21 protein-coding genes are annotated in these 19,315 nt (G+C 42.9%); 5 read left to right on the forward strand and 16 right to left on the reverse strand.

The window, feature by feature from the left end:
* The first annotated feature begins 34 nt into the window (after nt 1-34).
* A complete protein-coding gene (locus SOO65_RS15880; RefSeq protein ID WP_321392467.1) occupies nt 35-1,261 on the forward strand; it encodes an isocitrate dehydrogenase (NADP(+)) in 1,227 nt (408 codons plus the stop codon).
* Between the two features lie 51 nt (nt 1,262-1,312).
* On the opposite strand, the gene SOO65_RS15885 is transcribed toward SOO65_RS15880, so the two are convergent.
* The 7 genes from SOO65_RS15885 to SOO65_RS15915 form a co-directional block, all read right to left on the reverse strand.
* Nucleotides 1,313-1,603, reverse strand: a complete 291-nt coding sequence (locus tag SOO65_RS15885) for a hypothetical protein (protein ID WP_321392470.1) — start codon at nt 1,601-1,603, stop codon at nt 1,313-1,315.
* 156 nt (nt 1,604-1,759) lie between these two features.
* The gene (locus tag SOO65_RS15890) at nt 1,760-2,326 is read right to left on the reverse strand and encodes a hypothetical protein (RefSeq protein ID WP_321392473.1); all 567 of its coding nucleotides are present in this window, start codon (nt 2,324-2,326) and stop codon (nt 1,760-1,762) included.
* A gap of 198 nt (nt 2,327-2,524) precedes the next feature.
* On the reverse strand, nt 2,525-3,379 hold the full coding sequence (locus SOO65_RS15895) for a hypothetical protein (RefSeq protein WP_321392476.1): 855 nt from the start codon (nt 3,377-3,379) through the stop codon (nt 2,525-2,527).
* Nucleotides 3,376-4,185, reverse strand: a complete 810-nt coding sequence (locus tag SOO65_RS15900; RefSeq protein WP_321392478.1) for a TIGR02147 family protein — start codon at nt 4,183-4,185, stop codon at nt 3,376-3,378. Before SOO65_RS15900 ends, SOO65_RS15895 begins: the two co-directional genes overlap by 4 nt.
* Before the next feature lie 107 nt (nt 4,186-4,292).
* Nucleotides 4,293-4,595 (reverse strand): hypothetical protein, encoded by a 303-nt coding sequence (locus SOO65_RS15905; protein WP_321392480.1) that lies wholly within the window; start codon nt 4,593-4,595, stop codon nt 4,293-4,295.
* Nucleotides 4,596-4,710: 115 nt separating this feature from the next.
* Nucleotides 4,711-5,982, reverse strand: coding sequence for a porin family protein (locus SOO65_RS15910; RefSeq protein WP_321392483.1), 1,272 nt, complete (start codon nt 5,980-5,982; stop codon nt 4,711-4,713).
* Nucleotides 5,983-6,188: 206 nt separating this feature from the next.
* The gene (locus SOO65_RS15915) at nt 6,189-6,518 is read right to left on the reverse strand and encodes a hypothetical protein (protein ID WP_321392486.1); all 330 of its coding nucleotides are present in this window, start codon (nt 6,516-6,518) and stop codon (nt 6,189-6,191) included.
* A 218-nt stretch (nt 6,519-6,736) separates the two neighbouring features.
* Between SOO65_RS15915 and SOO65_RS15920 the strand changes: the two genes are divergently transcribed.
* On the forward strand, nt 6,737-7,684 hold the full coding sequence (locus SOO65_RS15920; RefSeq protein WP_321392489.1) for a Ppx/GppA phosphatase family protein: 948 nt from the start codon (nt 6,737-6,739) through the stop codon (nt 7,682-7,684).
* Here the strand turns inward: SOO65_RS15920 and SOO65_RS15925 are convergent.
* Together SOO65_RS15925 and ppk1 are read right to left on the reverse strand one after the other, a co-directional pair.
* Nucleotides 7,681-8,175, reverse strand: a complete 495-nt coding sequence (locus tag SOO65_RS15925; RefSeq protein ID WP_321392492.1) for a SixA phosphatase family protein — start codon at nt 8,173-8,175, stop codon at nt 7,681-7,683. The genes SOO65_RS15920 and SOO65_RS15925 overlap by 4 nt on opposite strands.
* The gene (gene ppk1 / locus SOO65_RS15930; protein ID WP_321392495.1) at nt 8,172-10,298 is read right to left on the reverse strand and encodes a polyphosphate kinase 1; all 2,127 of its coding nucleotides are present in this window, start codon (nt 10,296-10,298) and stop codon (nt 8,172-8,174) included. The genes SOO65_RS15925 and ppk1 overlap by 4 nt, the downstream gene beginning before the upstream one ends.
* Before the next feature lie 222 nt (nt 10,299-10,520).
* Between ppk1 and SOO65_RS15935 the strand changes: the two genes are divergently transcribed.
* Complete coding sequence (locus SOO65_RS15935; protein WP_321392498.1) at nt 10,521-11,660, forward strand: hypothetical protein; 1,140 nt, start codon at nt 10,521-10,523, stop codon at nt 11,658-11,660.
* Nucleotides 11,661-11,699: 39 nt separating this feature from the next.
* Here SOO65_RS15935 and SOO65_RS15940 read toward each other — a convergent pair whose 3' ends face one another.
* A complete protein-coding gene (locus SOO65_RS15940) occupies nt 11,700-12,596 on the reverse strand; it encodes a hypothetical protein (protein ID WP_321392501.1) in 897 nt (298 codons plus the stop codon).
* A 163-nt stretch (nt 12,597-12,759) separates the two neighbouring features.
* On the opposite strand from SOO65_RS15940, the gene SOO65_RS15945 reads away from it, so the two are divergent.
* Nucleotides 12,760-13,002 (forward strand): hypothetical protein, encoded by a 243-nt coding sequence (locus SOO65_RS15945; protein WP_321392504.1) that lies wholly within the window; start codon nt 12,760-12,762, stop codon nt 13,000-13,002.
* A gap of 30 nt (nt 13,003-13,032) precedes the next feature.
* Nucleotides 13,033-14,742 carry a single-stranded-DNA-specific exonuclease RecJ gene (recJ, locus tag SOO65_RS15950; RefSeq protein ID WP_321392507.1) on the forward strand — a complete coding sequence of 570 codons (1,710 nt, stop codon included), beginning with the start codon at nt 13,033-13,035 and terminating at the stop codon, nt 14,740-14,742.
* Here recJ and SOO65_RS15955 read toward each other — a convergent pair.
* From SOO65_RS15955 to murI, 6 genes are all read right to left on the reverse strand, one after another.
* The gene (locus SOO65_RS15955) at nt 14,739-15,320 is read right to left on the reverse strand and encodes a hypothetical protein (protein WP_321392510.1); all 582 of its coding nucleotides are present in this window, start codon (nt 15,318-15,320) and stop codon (nt 14,739-14,741) included. The genes recJ and SOO65_RS15955 overlap by 4 nt on opposite strands.
* A 93-nt stretch (nt 15,321-15,413) precedes the next feature.
* A complete protein-coding gene (locus SOO65_RS15960; protein ID WP_321392513.1) occupies nt 15,414-15,953 on the reverse strand; it encodes a peptidylprolyl isomerase in 540 nt (179 codons plus the stop codon).
* 12 nt (nt 15,954-15,965) lie between these two features.
* Nucleotides 15,966-16,694 carry a hypothetical protein gene (locus tag SOO65_RS15965; RefSeq protein WP_321392516.1) on the reverse strand — a complete coding sequence of 243 codons (729 nt, stop codon included), beginning with the start codon at nt 16,692-16,694 and terminating at the stop codon, nt 15,966-15,968.
* On the reverse strand, nt 16,654-17,934 hold the full coding sequence (locus SOO65_RS15970) for a hypothetical protein (RefSeq protein WP_321392519.1): 1,281 nt from the start codon (nt 17,932-17,934) through the stop codon (nt 16,654-16,656). The genes SOO65_RS15965 and SOO65_RS15970 overlap by 41 nt, the downstream gene beginning before the upstream one ends.
* 62 nt (nt 17,935-17,996) lie before the next feature.
* Nucleotides 17,997-18,461: a PilZ domain-containing protein gene (locus tag SOO65_RS15975; protein ID WP_321392522.1), complete on the reverse strand. Its 465-nt coding sequence runs from the start codon at nt 18,459-18,461 to the stop codon at nt 17,997-17,999.
* 62 nt (nt 18,462-18,523) lie between these two features.
* Entirely contained in the window at nt 18,524-19,315 is a 792-nt protein-coding gene (murI, locus tag SOO65_RS15980; protein ID WP_321392525.1) for a glutamate racemase, read from the reverse strand.

A 19,315-nucleotide genomic window follows, 5' to 3' on the forward strand; every position in this document is an offset into this window, starting at 1 on the left:
CACTTCCAATTCACTCGTTCCCTTGGAGAATCCTATGGCAAAAATTAAAGTGGCAAACCCTGTCGTTGAGCTAGACGGCGATGAAATGACTCGCATCATCTGGTCATTCATTAAGCAACAACTAATCCTTCCTTACCTTGATCTTGATATTAAGTATTTCGATCTAGGCATGGAACACCGTGATGCTACTGACGATAAAGTTACTGTTGAAGCTGCTGAAGCTATCAAAAAGTATAACGTTGGTATCAAGTGCGCGACTATCACTCCAGATGAAAAGCGCGTAGAAGAATTCAAACTTAAGCAAATGTGGAAATCACCAAACGGTACAATCAGAAACATTCTTGATGGTACAGTTTTCCGTGAACCAATCATCATTAAGAACATCCCTCGTCTTGTTCCAGGGTGGACTCAACCGATCGTAATCGGTCGTCACGCTTTCGGTGACCAGTACCGTGCTACTGACACTGTTATCCCAGGTAAAGGGACTCTAAAAATGAGTTTCATTGGCGAAGATGGCAAAACTCAAGAGTGGGAAGTTTATAACTTCAAAGGTCCAGGTGTTGCTCTATCTATGTACAACACTGACGAGTCTATCCGCGGTTTCGCTGAGTCATGTTTCAACATGGCGCTTGTAAAAGGCTGGCCTCTTTACCTTTCTACTAAAAACACAATCCTTAAGAAGTACGATGGTCGCTTCAAAGATATCTTCAATGAAATCTACGAAAAAGATTACAAGAAGAAATTCGAAGCTAAAGGCATCGTGTACGAACACCGCCTTATCGATGATATGGTTGCTGCTTGTATGAAGTGGTCTGGTGGATTTGTTTGGGCATGTAAAAACTACGACGGTGACGTTCAGTCAGATACAGTTGCTCAAGGTTTCGGTTCACTAGGTCTTATGACTTCAGTTCTTATGACTCCAGATGGGAAGACAATTGAAGCAGAAGCTGCTCACGGAACAGTGACTCGTCACTACCGTATGCACCAGCAAGGTAAGCCAACTTCAACTAACCCAATGGCTTCTATCTTCGCTTGGACACGTGGTCTTCACCACCGTGGAAAACTTGATGGTAACAAAGAACTTCAAACTTTCTGTGAAACACTTGAAGCTGTATGTATCCAAACTGTTGAAGAAGGCAAAATGACAAAAGATCTTGCTGCTTGTATTCACGGTGATAAAGTAACTGCTGACAAGTATTTAACGACTGAGCAGTTCCTTGAAGCTATCAATCAGAATCTTCAAAAGAAACTTAAAGCTTAATTGCTGAAAGCATAAGGCCCTCGCAAGAGGGCCTTTTTTTTATCTGAACTCTTAAATACGCTTACAAGACCCACCCATGACGGACCTTAGTAACACTTTTACTTCCTGTTGACTTTGTTTCGTTTCACCACAAAACCAAACATACTTGTAAGGGTTCAATTTGCGGGAATCAATCCCACAAACACGGATTGAGCCCAACATAAAAGTTTCATTCAGTTTATGAGCTTCGTAATTTAGTGCCGCAATTGCTGGAAAAACACAGCGATCAACAAGCCTGTCATCTCTAGTTGCAAAAGAAGACATACTGAAGGCCAACACGAATAAGATCATCATCCATTTCATAATAACTCCTTTATTTTTGGGAACTTTAACATTCACAAACATAAAGGGTGTGCATTTGAAAATACTTCAAAGAGGAAGTGCTGACTGACTAAATTTTAGACAAAAAAAGGGGCCCCATTCGGGACCCCAATCATACTGTGAGAGTATTGGCGCTAATTACTTAGCGTTTACAGTTACTTCACGAACTCTTGTAGAAGCAGTTCTGTAACGGATGTCTTCAACACAACCAGGAACTGTTGTACCTGCTTCAGTTGTAGGACAGATTGTAGAGTTACGAACATCTACAACTTGGATTGATCTTGTAACAAGAGCAGTTGCTAGAGAAAGATTCTTAGCGGCCCATGCTTTACGAGCTGAGAAACGAGCGTTCTCAAGAGCAGCAAGATCAGCACCAGAGAAAGCAGCTGGATCTAAATTTAGAGTTGTATAACCTTCTTGGATATCTGGAGACTGGTTAACACCGTCACGGAAAGAAACAGTAACTTGAACAGCTGGAGCTGTTTCAAGAACAACAACTTCTGTACATACTCTTGTGATTTCGCCATTTGGGTTACAACCAGGAATTTCTCTTACTTCAGTTTTAGAAGGAAGGTTCACGAAACGAACGTCTGAAAGACGGATGTTTGAGTGAGCTGTAGAGATGTCAGTTGTGTTTGAGTAGCTGATTCCAGCGAAAGCTGAAGAAGCAAGCATCATAAGTGAAAGTGCGAGAGTTGATTTCATAAGATCTCCTGTTGGTTAATTCTCTTCCGAGAACTTGGTTGGTAAGTGCACATTAACCAAAGGCGACCCATTCTCTCAATAGAATTTGCAACGATCCGTTTCAAAGCGTTTCACTTCTTTGAAACACCTAAAAATTACACACAAATAAAAAGGGCCGCATAAAGCGGCCCTTTCATAGGTAACTCTTTAATTTAATGATTAATCGCAGGCGCCTTGAGATGCATACTTCTCCCAGAAAAGCTTCATGGCACCATTAAAATTCGGTTCAAGGGTGATGATGTTCTGACGACCAACCATGATAGTCACTCCTTCGCGGCTTGATTCATCATGAGAAGGGATATTCATTTTAATTTTACACAGCCCTTTCTCACCGAATGTTCTGTATTTTCCATCAACCAGGATTTGAAGATTCTTATTCGAGAAGAGCATCGACACTTCGAAATAATTTTTCACGTTCTGAAGATAGTTCGCGTGAAGAGCAGAATTAAAATAACGAGTGCTTCGAGAAGAAAGCTCACCCATGGCAATCATGTGCTCATAAACCACTTCATGAAGGATCAAAGACGTTTGTACGTCGGTATCAAGTGACATCCAGATGTTCTTTTGAAACGTAAACTTCACTTCCCCCGGGAAAGGTTTTTGGTTCTGAGTGGCAGCTTGAACGATTTCACAACCAGGCGGAAGTTCAGCAATACCTTCGTCAGCAATATTAATGAGATTATTAGTCGTAAATTTCACAAGTTTTGAGCGTCTAAGAGGAGACTTCTCGAGACTCATAATTTCTTTCTCCATCTCTAGAGCACGATCAAGAAGCTTCGAGGCGATCACTGGATCAACTGCAGAAAAGGACTTAAGCGTTTCAGAGATGATTTGAGTTCTTGATCCTTCCCTCATGATTGGTTCAAATCCCCAATCTACACTTCCTTGAAAGATATCGAGAACCACAGTTCTGGAATTTGGACAAACGATGACGTCCCCACCATTCCCTACTCTATCGCCGGCATGAACAAAGAGACTTGTTGTGAGGGCCATGATGCCAATGAGTTTTTTCATTGTAAGTTGTCCTTTGAGAGATTCTGTTGGGTCAATTTAGTTAGCGGGAAAAACTGAACTGCCAGGCGATAAACTTCTTTTTTCTCGCCTGACTCCAAGACGTCTGAGAGTTCGTCTTGAAATTTTCGGATCATTTCTTTTGCTTGTGCCATCTTAGATGGATCAACAGGCATCGTGATATAAGTAAAGTCTCGTTCTTGAATCGAATCACGGTGAAGTGATTCTTTAGCAAGTTCCAAATTTTCTTCGTGGCTCTTTCTGACTGATAAACTTACGGTATCATCGGATGACCTGATCTTCGCCTGCACGCGGACAAGCTCGCCTTTCCTGATTTCAAGAAAACCTAAATCGAGAAGACGCTCAACCACTTCTTGAGAGCGATACTTTGAAATACCGAGGCGACTGGCAATCCATCCATAGTCATTGATGAAATCATCGGTTTTGATGAGAGATAAGACAGCGAAGTGTTCCCACTCGGCCATGAGCTTAAAAGTTGAGGCCTCAATTTCAAGATACTTCGGTGCCGCTTCGTCTTGCTCCATCTCTTCAACTGTTCGGTATTTTCTTTTTTCCGGGAAGAGATTCAGGATCTCATTACGAGACTGAGGATCGATTAAAAGTTTACGCGTGATTTTTTCGGCCAGGTCTTTTGAAACATTTCGTTTGCCATTCATGATGGCAGAAAGAGCTCCATGATGAATGCCGACCTTGCGTGAGTACGAGCGAAGAGAAAACTTCGGATTCTTGCTTTGAGCAGCAAGGAGATGACTTCTTAAAAGTTTTTGAATCGCTAATTGCTCGTCCATGGTTTATAGGACAATAGGATGAAATTACAGGCAAAACAAGATTATTTGAAACGATGTGTTTCATTTACATGAAACACATCGGGCCTGATATAATTTCAGTGACTTAATTAACGGTAAAAAGTCGAATAAGCGCGACATTCGCCACCAATCGGCTTCTGCATAAGAAGAATGATTTCTTCACCAGTTTTCACAGTATTTCCTTTGAACCACACATATTTAAAAGGGTTTAAGGCGCGAGCATCAACTTCATCAACCTTGATACTTTCAACAATCATTTCGTCACCTAGCTTTTCAGCTCTTTCTTGAAGAATATCAATAGCAGCACCTTCACAGGCCTTAATCAGTTTCTCGTGTTTAGCGAAAGAAGAGACACTGAAAGTTAGAGCAAGAGCGATTAGCACGAATTTCATAAGAACTCCTTAGCGGTTGAATGATCAGGAGGAGTTTATCAGTACAAGTATTATTTATGGGTTCGATTGAAATAAATTCCAAAGGACATGAGGGCATTGTCTAAATTCTAAACAGTTAAAAGAAAATGTCGGTTGAAAGGGCCACCGTCTCCCCGGTTTGACCGGCGGTATAGAACCCAAAGAAGCTTCCCAGTGGTGTCTGTTCAACGTGGTTCACCATTACATTCAAACGCCAATTTCTGGTATTTCTAGGATAGTAGTTAAATCCCCCCACCACTTCCCAAGGGTTATTAAACTCCCCCCAGATATAAGTATAGGCACTATAGATCTCCCATTTACGAGGCACAATCTGATAGGCCGTTTGCATCATGAAGCCGTGATCAAAAATATTATCCTGTGGAGTTGGACCATTTTTTTTGAATCCATCTAACCAGCGCCAATAGTAGTTAACATCGAAAAAGAAACCGCGATACTTAACGGCAGCATCCGCCGAAAGAATCGAATAGTTCGCTCTCTGAATTGTCACTCCTGGAGCCAGTGAACCTTCGGAAAAGAGGTTCACACCATCCGAAAGATTAATCTGGGTGTTGTTAGGATTATCATTGATATCCGGTTGAGCAAATCTATCTTCTCTACTTTGAGTGGCCGAAACACCAAAACGTGTGGTGATCTTTTCATGCATTTCATAGTCACCATATCCACCGCGAGGTCCGAACTCTCCAGTCGGAAGTACCCAAACACTTCCGCCGTAGGCCATATTACGCGTGAATTGCGAGGCCTTAATACCAACCTCACTCAGAGCGTTCCCCACCATTAAACGATAAAATAAGATGTCTGTGAGCTGTCCCCGGGCCGTAAGTCCCATGGTGAAGCCCGGTTTGAAAAACTCATCACCCATAAAGCGGTCACCACTTAAGAAATATGGGTGTTGACCATTGAGTGAACGAGCACCTGGCAATCCATCAATCCCCGCTTGCAGTACAAATTTTTTGTCGAAGTTATAAGCAATGGAACCAATGATGTTTATGGTCTTGGATGTATTCACTGTCCAAAATTGCAGGACATAATCAAGTTTCGGATCATAGGCCCAACCACGAAGCCACATAATAGCACGGTGAAGTTCGATATCATTTCGGGTATCAACATTTCGTTTATTACCTAAGTGATCATGGTAGCTCTGACTGGGAGGCTGCTGATTCATATAACGGGCCAACATGTAGAAACTTAGGTTGATACTGCCTGCCTCATTCTTCCCCAGAAGCACACCCTTCCCAGGATCAATCGCTCCCCAAGTTTCAAGTTGTCGATCCTCATGCTTGCGGAGTTCCTTAACATCCTGCTGCTCAGGGGATTCTTCCTGCTCCTGCATGTCCAATGGATCCGTCATGTTTCGTAACATGCGAGGTGGTTGCAACATGGATGATTGCGCAAAGGAATTGAGGCTCAGAAAGATGCAGAGGACAAGGATTTTATGCAACACTGACTCCTTTAATGACTCGGAAGTCAGATGCAGATTGAATGCCATTAAAATTGATTAAGTTCGGGGAGAATCACCCCAAAAAGAAAGGCCCTCGTGAGAGGGCCTGTAGATTTTTAACTCAGTTTGATGACTCTTCGGATTTCGACATCATTGGGAAACTTCAGATGCAGAAGCATTAGCTTCTCACGACCGCGGCCAATGGAGGTTTTCATCTTCTGGATAGTAAAGCCCTGATCTTCCTTGAGCTTATTGATAATACTCGTGAGTTGACCCTCGGTGCCCTCGAAATAGAGCGAATGAATTTTATTGGTTAAATACTGGAAGAAGATCTCACTGTCGTCCTGGCTTAGAGGAATAATACAGGTTCCCACGCGAGGATTTACCACCTTCAATGTTGGGCGCTTCACTAGTGAGTATCGCTCAAGGAGCTTCATCCATCTCATAACTTCATCCTCTAAACTTTATAGAAGCTTAATAAAGTAGCTTTGAGTTTTTTTCCAGAGCGTATGTAAACTCTTCATCCAGATTAATAACCGTTAAGCTCTTTCCCTTGGAACTGGAATAAAGACCCATTTATCTCACGTACTTAATCCTGTGAACTTTATACAAGCTTAACAAGGTTTCTTTGAGTTTTTTCTGGGAGTGTGTACTATTAGCTTGTATGCCAAGCTACTTAAACAAAGTCCTGAACCAGGAAACCATTGCGGCCATCGACCTGGGCTCTAACGCCCTCCGGGCGATTATCGTCCGTAAAAATGGAAGTGCGGTTGAGGTCATCAAAAACTTTCGTGAACCTCTTCGCCTAGGCGAGGATGTTTTTAACACTGGTTTTATCTCTCCTGCCAAAATGGAACTGACTGAAGAGGCCTTCATTAAGCTCTTCCATGTCTTCGCTGAATATAATGTGACTGATACTCGTGCGATGGCGACATCTGCCATGAGAGACTCAAGTAATGGTCCTGCTCTGGCAGAAAGGATTGCTCATACCACCGGAATTGAAATTCAAACCATTCGTGGTAACGAAGAAGCGCGTCTCATCTTCGAGGCGGTCAGAGGTCAAGTTAACCTCAAAAAGAAGACCGCGGTCCTGATGGACATTGGCGGCGGAAGTACAGAACTCATTATCGTAAAGAATGAAGAAGTTGTAGCAGTAGAAAGTTTTAATGTCGGAACGGTCCGCCTCCTTCGCTACAACCAGGAAGACCTGGAAGAAGTCATCGCTGAGCAAATGGATAAAATGCTCGCCTTTATCGCCACTCATTTAAAAAATAAAAAACCAAATCTCTTTATAGGTACTGGCGGAAACCTTCGTCGAATTGGAAAAATCAGAAAGAAGATATTGGGTAAATCCACTTCTCAACTTGCTCTCTTCTCTGAGATTTCTCACATGGAAGAGGCCATCCTCTCTATGAGTTATGTGGATCGTATTCGTCGACTTGAGCTGGATCAAAACCGCGCGGATGTGATCTTGCCGGCAATCATGCTCACTCATCACTTAATGGAAAAATTGAAACTAAAAGAAATTCATCTTCCGAAAGTGGGACTAAAAGAAGGCATCATTCTCTCGATGCTTCCAAAAGCACCCAAGAAATTTATCCTGAAAGATTAATCGGTAATGGTTCTCAAAAACTTTGGGCTAACGAGAAGTTCCATTGTGAACCCCTTCCACATGCCACCTTCTAGAACACAAATCCCGCCCTTCTTAATCGTCATGAATTCATGCTCTGGATGAAGTGCGAGAAGTGCTGCAATTACCTTTGTGATGTGCGGGTCATGTCCCACAAAAACGTAAGTACCATCAGTTGGAAGAAACGAGATGTACTCAACTAAATGTCGAGGGTCATCCAGAATATCAAGATCGGCCATCATCTCCAGATCAGAGTCCTGATAATAACTCCAGAAAAGCTCCGCCGTCTGAATCGCTCGTGCCAGAGGTGACGAGAAAATCACATCGATATTCGATTCAACTTTTCTAAATTGCTTAAAGGTCTGATGCAGACGCTTAATTCCTTCCGCAGTCAGTTCACGCTCAAAATCCGCGTCCTGATCAAAAGAGAAATGACCTTCGGCCAGACCGTGGCGAAGAAAAATCAGTCTCATGTGAGGGCCTTTTCACGTTGAATGGTTTTATTCATGAGAAGAGTATGCGTTCCACGCTCGTCTTCCCCGTCCTGAGGCGTCTTCTGAGAATAAGTTCCATCCGGATTTAAGATCCACGCCTGACGGTTGTCATTCAGCATGATGTCTACAAACTCCCAAAGCTTGTCCTTAAGTCTTGATTCATAGATTGGCGCAATCAACTCCACGCGATTGTGAAGGTTACGGTGCATCCAATCCGCCGAGCCAATAAAGAACTCACCATCTTGATAGTTCTCTGAGCCATTGGCGAAATAGAAAACACGCGAGTGCTCCAGGAAGCGGCCAATGATAGAAATCACTTTGATGTTATCAGAAAGTCCAGGTTGACCCGGACGAAGACAACAGAAGCCGCGAACGATAAGAGTGATGTCCACTCCCATCTGGCTTGCTTCATAGAGGGCCTCAGTAATAACTTCGTCCTCCATTGAATTCATCTTAGCGATGATGCGAGCTGGTTTCCCTGCCTTCTTATTTTTAATTTCCTGTTGGATCTTATTCATGAAAGTCGACTTCATGTTAATCGGAGCAACCAGGATCTCTTGGTAATCAGTCTTTAGAGAACTACCAGTTAGATAGTTGAATACTTCAACCACTTCATCACAGATTTTCTTATTACATGTCAGAAGACCCAAGTCCGTATAAAGGTTTGAAGTCTGAGAGTGGTAGTTACCGGTACCAATGTGAGCATAACTCATGATCTCGCCATCATGTTCCTGACGGATAATGAGAGCGGTCTTAGTATGGGTCTTAAGTCCCAGTACTCCATACACCACATGAACCCCGGCATCTTCAAGCTTCTGGGCCCAAACGATGTTTCGTTGTTCATCAAAGCGCGCTTTAAGTTCCACCAGACATACCACCTGCTTCCCCTTCTCAGCTGCCTTAATCAGCGAGCGGATAAATGGTGAGTTATCTCCAGTACGATAAAGAGTCATCTTGATAGTAAGAACATTTGGATCATCGGCCGCATTGGCGATGAATTTCTCCACTGTTCCTGAGAAGCTCTCATATGGGTGATGAAGAAGAACGTCACCCTGACGAATTAAACTGAAGAAGTTGTTATTCTCAAAGAATGCCTTCGGAATAATCGGGGCCCAAGGTTTGAACTTAAGTTCAGGCAGATCCAGATCCACAATTGATTTCAAAATCATGAAATCAATTGGGAAGTCCATGAGATAAATATCTTCATCCACAATCTCTAACGAATCTTTCAGGAAGCTCGTCATACTCGGATCAGTGTCTTTGTGAATTTCCAAACGCACGCAATCCGCGAGACGTCTTTCTTTAATTCCCTCTTCCACCAGGATCAGTAGATCTTGTGCTTCATCTTCACGGTGATCAACATCAGCGTTACGAGAAACTCGGAACGGAACTGTTTGTTGAATCTCCATGCCGGGATAAAGCATATGAAGATTTGATCTCACTAGCGTAACTGTTGTAACGAAACGAAACTTCTTGTCCCCTTCCTGACGAGGAAGTTGAATGAGTCCTGGAATCACTTCCGGAATCTTCACACGAGAGAAAAGCACAGTTTCTGTTTGAGGATTTCTAAGAATCATCCCCAATGAATAAGATAGGTTTGAAATAAATGGAAACGGGTGACCAGGATCCACTGAAAGCGGAGTCAGAACCGGAAACATCTTTCGTCTGAAATATCCGTTAAGATAATCCTGATCTTCAGTCCCTAAATCATCAAAGTCGTAAATGTAAATGTCATGACGTTGAAGTTCTCCCACGAGACCCACATAAATCCCACGCTGACGTTCCAGGTCTTCATTAATGTGACGGCGAATATTGGCCAGTTGCTCTTCAGCGGTTTGACCATCAACTGATCTATGAGTAAAGCCAGAAGAGATTTGGTGCTTTAAGTAGCCCACACGCTTCATCACGAACTCATCTAAGTTGGATGAAAAAATAATAAGAAAACGAAGACGCTCGAGTAGCGGGTTTCTTTTATCAGCGGCCTCGGCCAATACGCGACGATTGAAGTGAAGCCATGAGATATCACGGTTCAAGAAGTGCGTAGGATCAACATTGAAGTTGATCTTTTTTGGTTGGCGAGCGGCACTCCGGCGTTTACGCATAATTCTTCCAGTGTCTAAAGTTTAGGCAGTTTCCAGAACCAGTGTGAAAGTCTTAGTCGGTTCCCTCTTCTAATTTTCGAGGATAAAGGCACCCTTTGCAAGGGAATAACCCTCCGAAATTAGGGCATTTTTTGCCCTTTTGGGTCAATCCCTCCTCCCTTTACGCTCCTTGGCACAGAACTTGGAGTATCAGGGGTAGATCAATAACTCTGAGGGGGGTTTATGAAACACATTATTCGTTATTCAATGGCAGTTTTGCCGCTTTTATCATTACTCGCAATGTCTCCATCTGATATCCAGGTGAAGACTCAATCAAATTACAGAAGCATTGCTTCAGCTCTACCTGAAGGCAAAACTTTTGAAAAAGAACTTCCTAAATTAGGACATCATCCAATTCCTAAACATATGCTTGAAGGTGGACCAAAAGAGGTCAAACCCGAAGATAAAAAAGAAGATAAGCCAGTGGTGGCCGAAGAGATAAAAGACGAAGTGAAACCGGAAGACAAAAAAGAAGAGAAACCGGTTGTTGCTGAAGAAAAGAAAGAAGACAAAAAACCAGAAGACGTAAAACCTGAAGACAAGAAGGAAGAAAAGCCTGTTGTCGCTGATTGCGAAGAGAAAAAACCAGAAGATAAAAAAGAGGATAAAACAATTGAACATCCTCTAATCAAGCAAGCTCTAGAGGAAGGTGAAAAGGCCGCGGTCGCTGCTTGTAAGCCAAAAGAAGAGAAAAAGCCTGAAGAGAAGAAAGAAGAAACCAAGAAAGAAGAACAAATCGTTGTAAAAGACGAGAAGAAACCAGAAGACAAAAAAGAAGAGAAGAAAGAAGTTTGTGAGCAGGACGAGAAAGTTCAGGCCCTGACTAAACAAGTGGAACAACTTCTCGCTGATCAAAGACAGATCATGCTTACTATGATGAGCATGACTCAAGGTATGATGACGATGATTCAGAATCAACAGAATCAAAATCCTTGGGCACCTTATATGAACTCAATGGGTATGCAGTCACCTTACCAATATCAGTCTCCAGTGACTGCTGGTAACTGGGTATACTACCCACAAGGTTTCCAACCGAACCAGATCAACATCTTTGCTCAGCCGCAAATGCAAGCTCAGCAACCGATGATGCAACAACAAGGTGGAGTTTTCCCGGACCAGATGCACATGCAACAATCAAGCTGGGGACTACAACCACAGCAATATAACTTCGGTCAGGCACAGCCAATGCAACCGCAACAGGCGATGATGCCACAGCAAATGCAAGCTCAACCTATGCAACCGGTGCAAGGAACTTTCGGAGCAACTAACGGCGCAATGGGATTCAATATGTCGCCAGGCACTCCGGTATCAAGCATGTTCTAAATGTAAGATTATCAAGGCCACTCGAAAGGGTGGCCTTTTTTATTTTCCGCTAAAAAAAGCGTTTCTGATTTTCTGACCGCATTCAACTGATGTTAAGTAGGCCTCGTGATCTGCACTCTTTCTTCCTACTACCCCGTAGAGACCATTTGTCTTATCCATCCAAGGATAAAAACCAAACTTACCCGGGCTACTGAAAACACCATCTGATTCCACCCAGTGGCCATAAGAATATTCCCACCCCATCGGAGCAGGACTAGATACAACTGACAGAGGACATGAACTCTCAGTCGTACAAACAGGATTCACACCAAGGAAATTTGAAAGTTGAAGTTTATTGTTTAAGAGTTTTCTAAGAAAAAAACCGTAGTCTTGCGCAGTCATTTCCATTCCCCCAGCGGGTTGTGGAGACGAGTAACTGCTTTTGATTCCTAAGGTTGAGTTCACTTCCACAGCAAGACCTGAACTGGTTAAATCACCCAATCCCATCCCCACGGCAAGCTTCTGCATGTGACCACCGCCATAAGCAAATTTGCCAATGGAAGAAATGGTCTGATCATTATTTGAACCTGATTGAAAACATCCATCAACAGTTTGAGAACCAAGACAACTTGTGAACTGATCGTAACCGGTAAGAAAGCGAAGATGATTTTTATCACTGACAGTGAGTTGACCAGATCTCTTCTGGGCAACATAAGCGCTGAAAATCCACTTCGAAGCTGAAGCAATTTCTAATTCAGTTTTAGCAGTTGGCGCGCCAATGCCTGCTGAGCCAGAAACAAGTGCAGAAAGACCATCACCAATTTCCCAATAGAATGGCCTGATCGCAACACAACTAGGATCAGTGTTGGCGATTTTCTTGGCCGCATTTACTTGTTCAGATAAGGTGGCCCCCACAGCGTTGAAACTCAAAAGGCCCAATAGAAAAAAAGTTTTCATATATTCACTCGCACAGTACTTCCCTAGTGATCCTATCGCAACCTTTGCAAACTTTAATTAGGCATAAGTGACCGGTCCAGTATCCGACCGAAACACTTTTACCTTTAAGAAATAAATTCCCTACCCGAAGAGACCTTTAGAGCACCCAACCTGCAGGGAAAATATGAAAGAGCTAAGAGCTAAAACTAAAGAAAAACTACTTATACGTGTCTGCCACTCATGCCTCAAGCTAAATGAATCTCATCGTGAGCTTGAACGCTGTCAGCACTGCAGCAAATCTTTCCTACCACTTCGTTATTTCGATAAGATTCACCATGAAAAAGACGCAAAGTGGGAGAATCACTTCTCAATGAGTGACACTCTTGAGGATGAAGATCTTATCAAAGGACTCTTTGTTTTGTGGTGAAAGCGAGAGGCACTATGTTAGTTTCAAAGAATGGAATTAACAGCACAGGCCTCTACAGAACTTAACCCAGTTATTGTTCGTCTTTTCAAAAAACGTGGTTTCTCTCCTCTAGAAGTTCAGGACATGTTGTCCTGGAACTTGAAAGACATCCCAGAACTTACAAACATGATTGATCTTGAGAAGGCCTCTAAGCGCCTGATCCAGGCCATTTCAGAAAATGAAACCATTGGGATCTATGGTGATTACGATGTAGATGGCACAACTTCATGTGCCCTTCTCTGGCACTTCTTCAAAATGCTGGGAGTGATGGCCGAAGTTTTCCAGCCAAGCCGATTTGTTGAAGGCTACGGCGTTCATAATTCTTCTATCGATGCAGCAGTTGAAAAGAACGTGAAAGTTCTTATCACCGTAGACTGTGGGATCACGAACGTGGCCACCGCCGAATACGCCAAAGGCAAATTAGATCTTATCATCACAGACCACCACCGAGATGCGGCCCCCACAATTCCGGAGGCCTATGCAGTGGTGAATCCAAGTCGTCGTGATGAACCGGAGAACTCTCCCCTAAAACCTCTGGCAGGTGTGGGTGTGGCCTTTGCTCTTGCTCTTCAAATTAAAAATGATCTCGCAAAACAAGGCACCGAAACTCCATCGCTCTACCCACTTCTGCAATTTGTGGCGATCGGAACCATTTCAGATCTTGCTCGTATGAGCCCGCTAAACTTAAGACTTACTCGTCACGGATTAAAACAAATCCCGACCTCAGGTTACCCGGGAATCAAGGCCTTCTTCCAACCGGAAGAACTTAAAGTGCCAATGATCGCAAGTGAGAAGATTTCTTTCCACGTGGGCCCGCATATCAACTCTAAGGGACGTCTGGATCACCCGGATCGTGCTCTTAAACTTTTAATTGCTGATACATTCGCTGAATGTCGTGAGCATTACACTCACCTTGAAGTTGCTAACCGGGATCGTCGTATGATTCAGGCGGAAGTTTTTGATGAGGCCAAACAGGACGTTATCAAAACTCTTAACGGACAGGATCTTCTGATCAACATCATGTACCAGCCACACTGGCATGAAGGTGTGATTGGAATTGTTGCTTCTAAGCTTGTTGAGACTTTTGAAGTTCCGGCGATTGTATTCACCAACGCTGAAGAAGAAGGTGTGATTAAAGCAAGCTGCCGCTCGGCGGGTGAGCTAAATATCTTCGAGCTTCTCGATCAGTGTAAAGACCTCTTCATTAAGTTCGGAGGCCACAAGGCCGCTGCCGGACTATCGATGAAAAAAGAAAACTTTCATGAGTTTAAAAAGCGCATGAACGAGTTACTAAAACCAATTCCAGCAAGTCTTCGCACGAAAACTAAAACATTCGATGTTGAAGTTGGAATCGAAGAAATTAGCTCTCACCTTCTGAAAGATCTGGATAAGCTTGAACCATTTGGTCCGGGCCATGAGAAGCCAGTGTTCCGCATGAAGAACGCTGTTATTCAGTCTTACCGAATCATGAAAGACGCTCACGTTCGTTGGACCTTCACTGGGAGAAATTCAAAAATTTCAGTTCAGGGAATTAGTTTCAATTATCTTGGTAAGTGGAATGAAATGACTCCAGAAGAGCTCTTTGAGCTACAGGGTAAGTCAGGTCTAACGGTTCAATTTACTCTTGGGGTTAATCGTTTCAATGGTAATGAAACGATTCAGCTGATGGTTGAGAAAGTGATGCCGGGGCAGATTAATTAAAGAAAAAGCATCAACGGAACTACGGGATAGATCATCAAATTTGATAAATAGTAAAATATGGGTCGTAAGACAGGTTGAATGGATTTCCCTTCGTTTGTAATGATGTTTTTATAATTGTCACTTACTGTGATGAGACTGTTTTCATATTTTAATTTTAAAAAGAATTCTGATTTCAAACTTACAGAATTGCTATTGCTTACTGAATCAACTTCGTAGTGACTTCCTTTATTTAATTTACGTATTTTTCCGTCGGAAGCAGTTAGATTTTTACAATCGCTTTCCAAGTACCACTGCTGAGCTTTTTCTCCGAAAGGAGTAATACAGGCATCTTGATTAATAACCACCTTATTACCGATCAGAGGAAAATATAATTTTGGGTATACATACTGAGATACGAATAGAGCTAAGCTAACCACATAAACAATGATCACTGCTCGGTAGAAGTTTTTTCCCCAATCTAGCATGTAAATTTGGAAACAAAACATCGGAAGCGCAGGCAATATCGAAAAATTACCTAAGTTACAACTTCCACCAATCAAAAATAGAGCATTGAGAACGAAGAGAAAAATTTTGGGCATTCATTGATTGTATCAGTGAGGGCACTAGGAACAACTTAAGAAAACTTAACGCGAGTTTACTACGCCGGCGTAGTAAACTCACGTCACAAATAATTACGAACGCTTAATTGTAACAGATTCCATCACAACATCAGTACGCGGACGATCCATCGCACCTGTTGGAGTATCACCAATCTTCTTCACAACATCCATTCCACGAGTCACTTTACCGAATACAGTGTGGCGACCATCAAGGTGCGGAGTTGGGCCTAGAGTGATGAAGAACTGAGAACCGTTTGTTCCTGGACCAGCATTGGCCATAGAAAGAACGCCTTCAGAATCGTGACGACGGTTAGCTTTGAACTCATCACCGAAACGGTAACCAGGACCACCGCGACCAGAACCTTCAGGACATCCACCTTGAATCATGAATCCACGAATCACACGGTGAAAAATAAGACCATCGTAGAAGTTACCTTCTTTATTTGTCTTCTGTCTGCCTTCAGCAAGGTTCACGAAGTTCCATACTGTCTCAGGGGCATCTTTTACGAATAGTTCGATTTCGAACTCGCCCATTGATGTTTTGAAAACGGCCGATAGACCATTAACATCTTCTTTGTAGTTTGATTTGTCTTGTTTCATCATTCCGAACATATGTACTCCTTCTTAAAGAACGATTTCTGTAGGTAAGATAATTTCGTTAGGGATAAGGAATTTTACTTTCACGTTATCACCCATTAGTTTTTTGATTTCAACACGAAGACCTGGTTTCATTGATAGATCTGATGAATAGGGATTCAACCATTCAGCAGTCAATGAATGAAAACCCACTTGATCAAGATCGTTTTCCACTAACCACTGATTCAAATCCTGCTTAGATAAACAAGAAGAGAAAATCACCGGAAGTCTTTCATCAAAACGGCTCGTTTGTGCCATCTGCTTAATCTGATCCACTTTATTTGAAGCGATGTAACCATCCAGCCAAATCACTTCCACTTCACGAACACCGTTTGGAATCTTAAAGTGCTTAACGCCTCCACGAACGTTCTCAAGTGTGTTTGAGAAGAACGCCGCCTCTTCCACTGGCTTCACAAAACGAACCGCAGTAGAACGGAAATAAGACTCAAGGCGCTCATTATACTGGGCCTGAAGTTCTACCAGCTCCGGATACTTCAACTGATAAGTCGAAGATAATTTACTAAAATCCAGATACTGAAAGTTGTGTTTTTTAAAACACTGCCCAGAGGCAGATGTGTTGGCCCATGTCGGAAGCTCAGGCAGAAAGAACTGCTCTAAACCTGAAGTCCTATAAGGAGCATCATCCACGTCCTGGCGAACAGGTCCATTAGTACAACTAATGAGAATCAGCAGGAGAGAAAAGCTTAAAAATTTCATCTTCAATACCTTTTACTTTTTCTAGATCGCTGATCCAAGAATCTCTCACATTCGGCCTTGACGGAGTTAGAGCAAAATACCCTGGCTCAATTGGATCAAGCTGAATGAAAGACACATCCTTCTTTCCATGGGCGACCAGGATATGATCCACACCAATGGTCTTAAGATCCTGATAATTATTTTCAGGATGTTTTTTTCCGTTACGGAACTCCGGACGCTCAAGCGTCAGGAACATTCTTTTCTTATCAATCAGTTCATCAATCGCAGAGACGTTGTGACCAGAGAAATAAACCAGGCGCGGAATTGGCTCCGCTGGCTTTGGAATTTTCACCTGAACAAAATCATCCAGCTGCTGCCACTCATGAAGCTTCTTAGTGAAGACATTAATCTCACTCAAAAACTCTTCATCAATGTATTTAAAAAGATTCGTAAGTTTCTCTGCGGTCATGGGATGAGCAGTCTTCAAATATTCTGAAAAAGGCTCTTCTTCCGTCGTCACGATAAATAAGCGTGAGCGAGTTTCTTTTAACCACTCTTCAAGATGAAGGAGCATCTCGGCCGCTAAAGAATCAGAACCAATAAGTGCTAGTTCGCGCAGATCTGGATTGGGTTTAAACTTCGAAGCGTTCGCAAGTGCATTCAGCGCGTAGCTCGCCTTATCTGTCGGGCGACTCTCCCCTAAAGCGCGCCCAGAGGCCGCCGCAGAAGATTTCCCCAGATCACTTCTAAGATCCAATACCAGATCATAGTCCTGATACATCTCAATCGAACTCGCCAGAGAGTTTACAAACTCTTCTGTGAGACGCTGATAGGTCTCAGGATTCGTTTCTCTCTGCTCTTCAATGAAGTCCTTCGGATTCACTTTAAAGATCACACGGAAAAGATCCAGGAAACGCGAACGTCCTTCGATCTTCTCACCGGGAGCAAGAAAACGTTTCGTGACTGAGATCACTTCATCAGCTTTTAGTTCCTGATGGGCCCTTAGATAATTCATCAAAGGTGCCGCGTAGTTTTCAGTCCACTCTTTCCAGCTAAAAGTTGCAGGAGTGTATGTGCGACCAATTTCTTTCAGAACACCAAGTCCCAGATCACTGGTGAAATGCATGCTCGGAAGATTCGCCGATGTAAAATGTTCGAGATTATCTTGGTCTACATACCAAGTAAGTGCCGCTCCATGGAGATGAAATCTCAATGCAGTTTCAAGTGCGAGCGGAGAATGGCCAATGATAGCTAGCTTCATAATAAAAAAGACCTCCAAAGGAGGTCTTGATCATAACAAAAACTGTTTAAAAAAGCTTGAATTTAAAGGAAGAAGACCTTGCTCTCGCCCTTATCCAGGCATGAGAACTCAGCGTATTGGTAAATGAAGTCAATAAAGTGAGAAATCGCCTTGAAACTTGGAAGAGATGTGTCGAATTCTCCCCCTAAACGTAACCATGCATCACCATCTTTATCGATATATTCAGAGGCGTGTCGAACTGTCACAACCGCTGGAACATAAGAACCTTTCGTGAAATACAGTTTTAGCGTCACTTCTGTGCCAGACTTAAATTGGTTTTTGGCCTTAAGACTGAATGGAAGTTGGAACTGGCAACCATCTTTCGAAATATCCACAAGCTTAATTGGGAAATTTGAACCTTGATCATCTACCACTGTATATACGCCCAGGAACTCCTGGAAAACCACACGTTCAAACGTACGGCGCTTCTGCTCGATTGATTGCTTTCTTTTTTCGTTAAAATCTACAACTTTTTTATCATCAGACATGGGTTCTCCCTTGAACTCTTTCAAATGACCTATCGGAGTTAAGGGAGGGATTATTAGGAAAATTAAAGAACTACTTTTTCCAGGGGTCCAATTGGCTCAGGATGCATTAAAACACGGGCCAAGCGCTCGAAATGATCAGTCAGATCAGTAATACAGATGCGAATTTGTCGGGTACCTGTATCTCTTTCAAGCACTTTTTGTTGATAGAGATTTTCCAACTGCTGGGCCAGAACTTCGCCGCTTTCAACCAGGTGAACGTCGTCCCCCAGGACTTTACGAAGATCAGGTTTGAGAACCGGATAATGAGTACAGCCTAAAATGACGGTTTTGATTTCTTCTTTTTTAATCTCATGGAGGTAGCGCTCGGCCACAAGTTGTGTCACTGGATCATGCACCCACCCTTCTTCCACCAGTGGAACCAAAAGCGGACAGGCCTGCTCATAAACTTCCGCAGAAGCATCTAAGCGTTTTAAAGTTTCCAGATAAGCATGAGAGCGAACAGTGGCCGATGTTCCAAGGACCGCAATCTTTTTGTCCTGTGATACTTTTAAGGCCGCAGCTGAACCGGGTTCAATCACATTTAAAAGTGGAATGCCTTCAAACTCATTCTCACCTAGGAACACTGTTGAGGCAGAGTTACAGGCAATGATTAGAGCTTTTACATTTTGTTCTTTCAAGAATTTCAGGATCTGCATACCGTAACGACGAATGGTCTCTGGAGATTTATTTCCATATGGCAGTCTCGCGATGTCACCCAAGTAACAAAAAGATTCATTCGGAAACCGGGTTGAGAGTTCTTTTAAAACCGTGAGTCCACCAAGTCCAGAATCAAAAATACCAATAGATTTCGTCAT

It is taken from the genome of Peredibacter starrii (assembly GCF_034259205.1).
Lineage (GTDB): Bacteria > Bdellovibrionota > Bacteriovoracia > Bacteriovoracales > Bacteriovoracaceae > Peredibacter > Peredibacter starrii.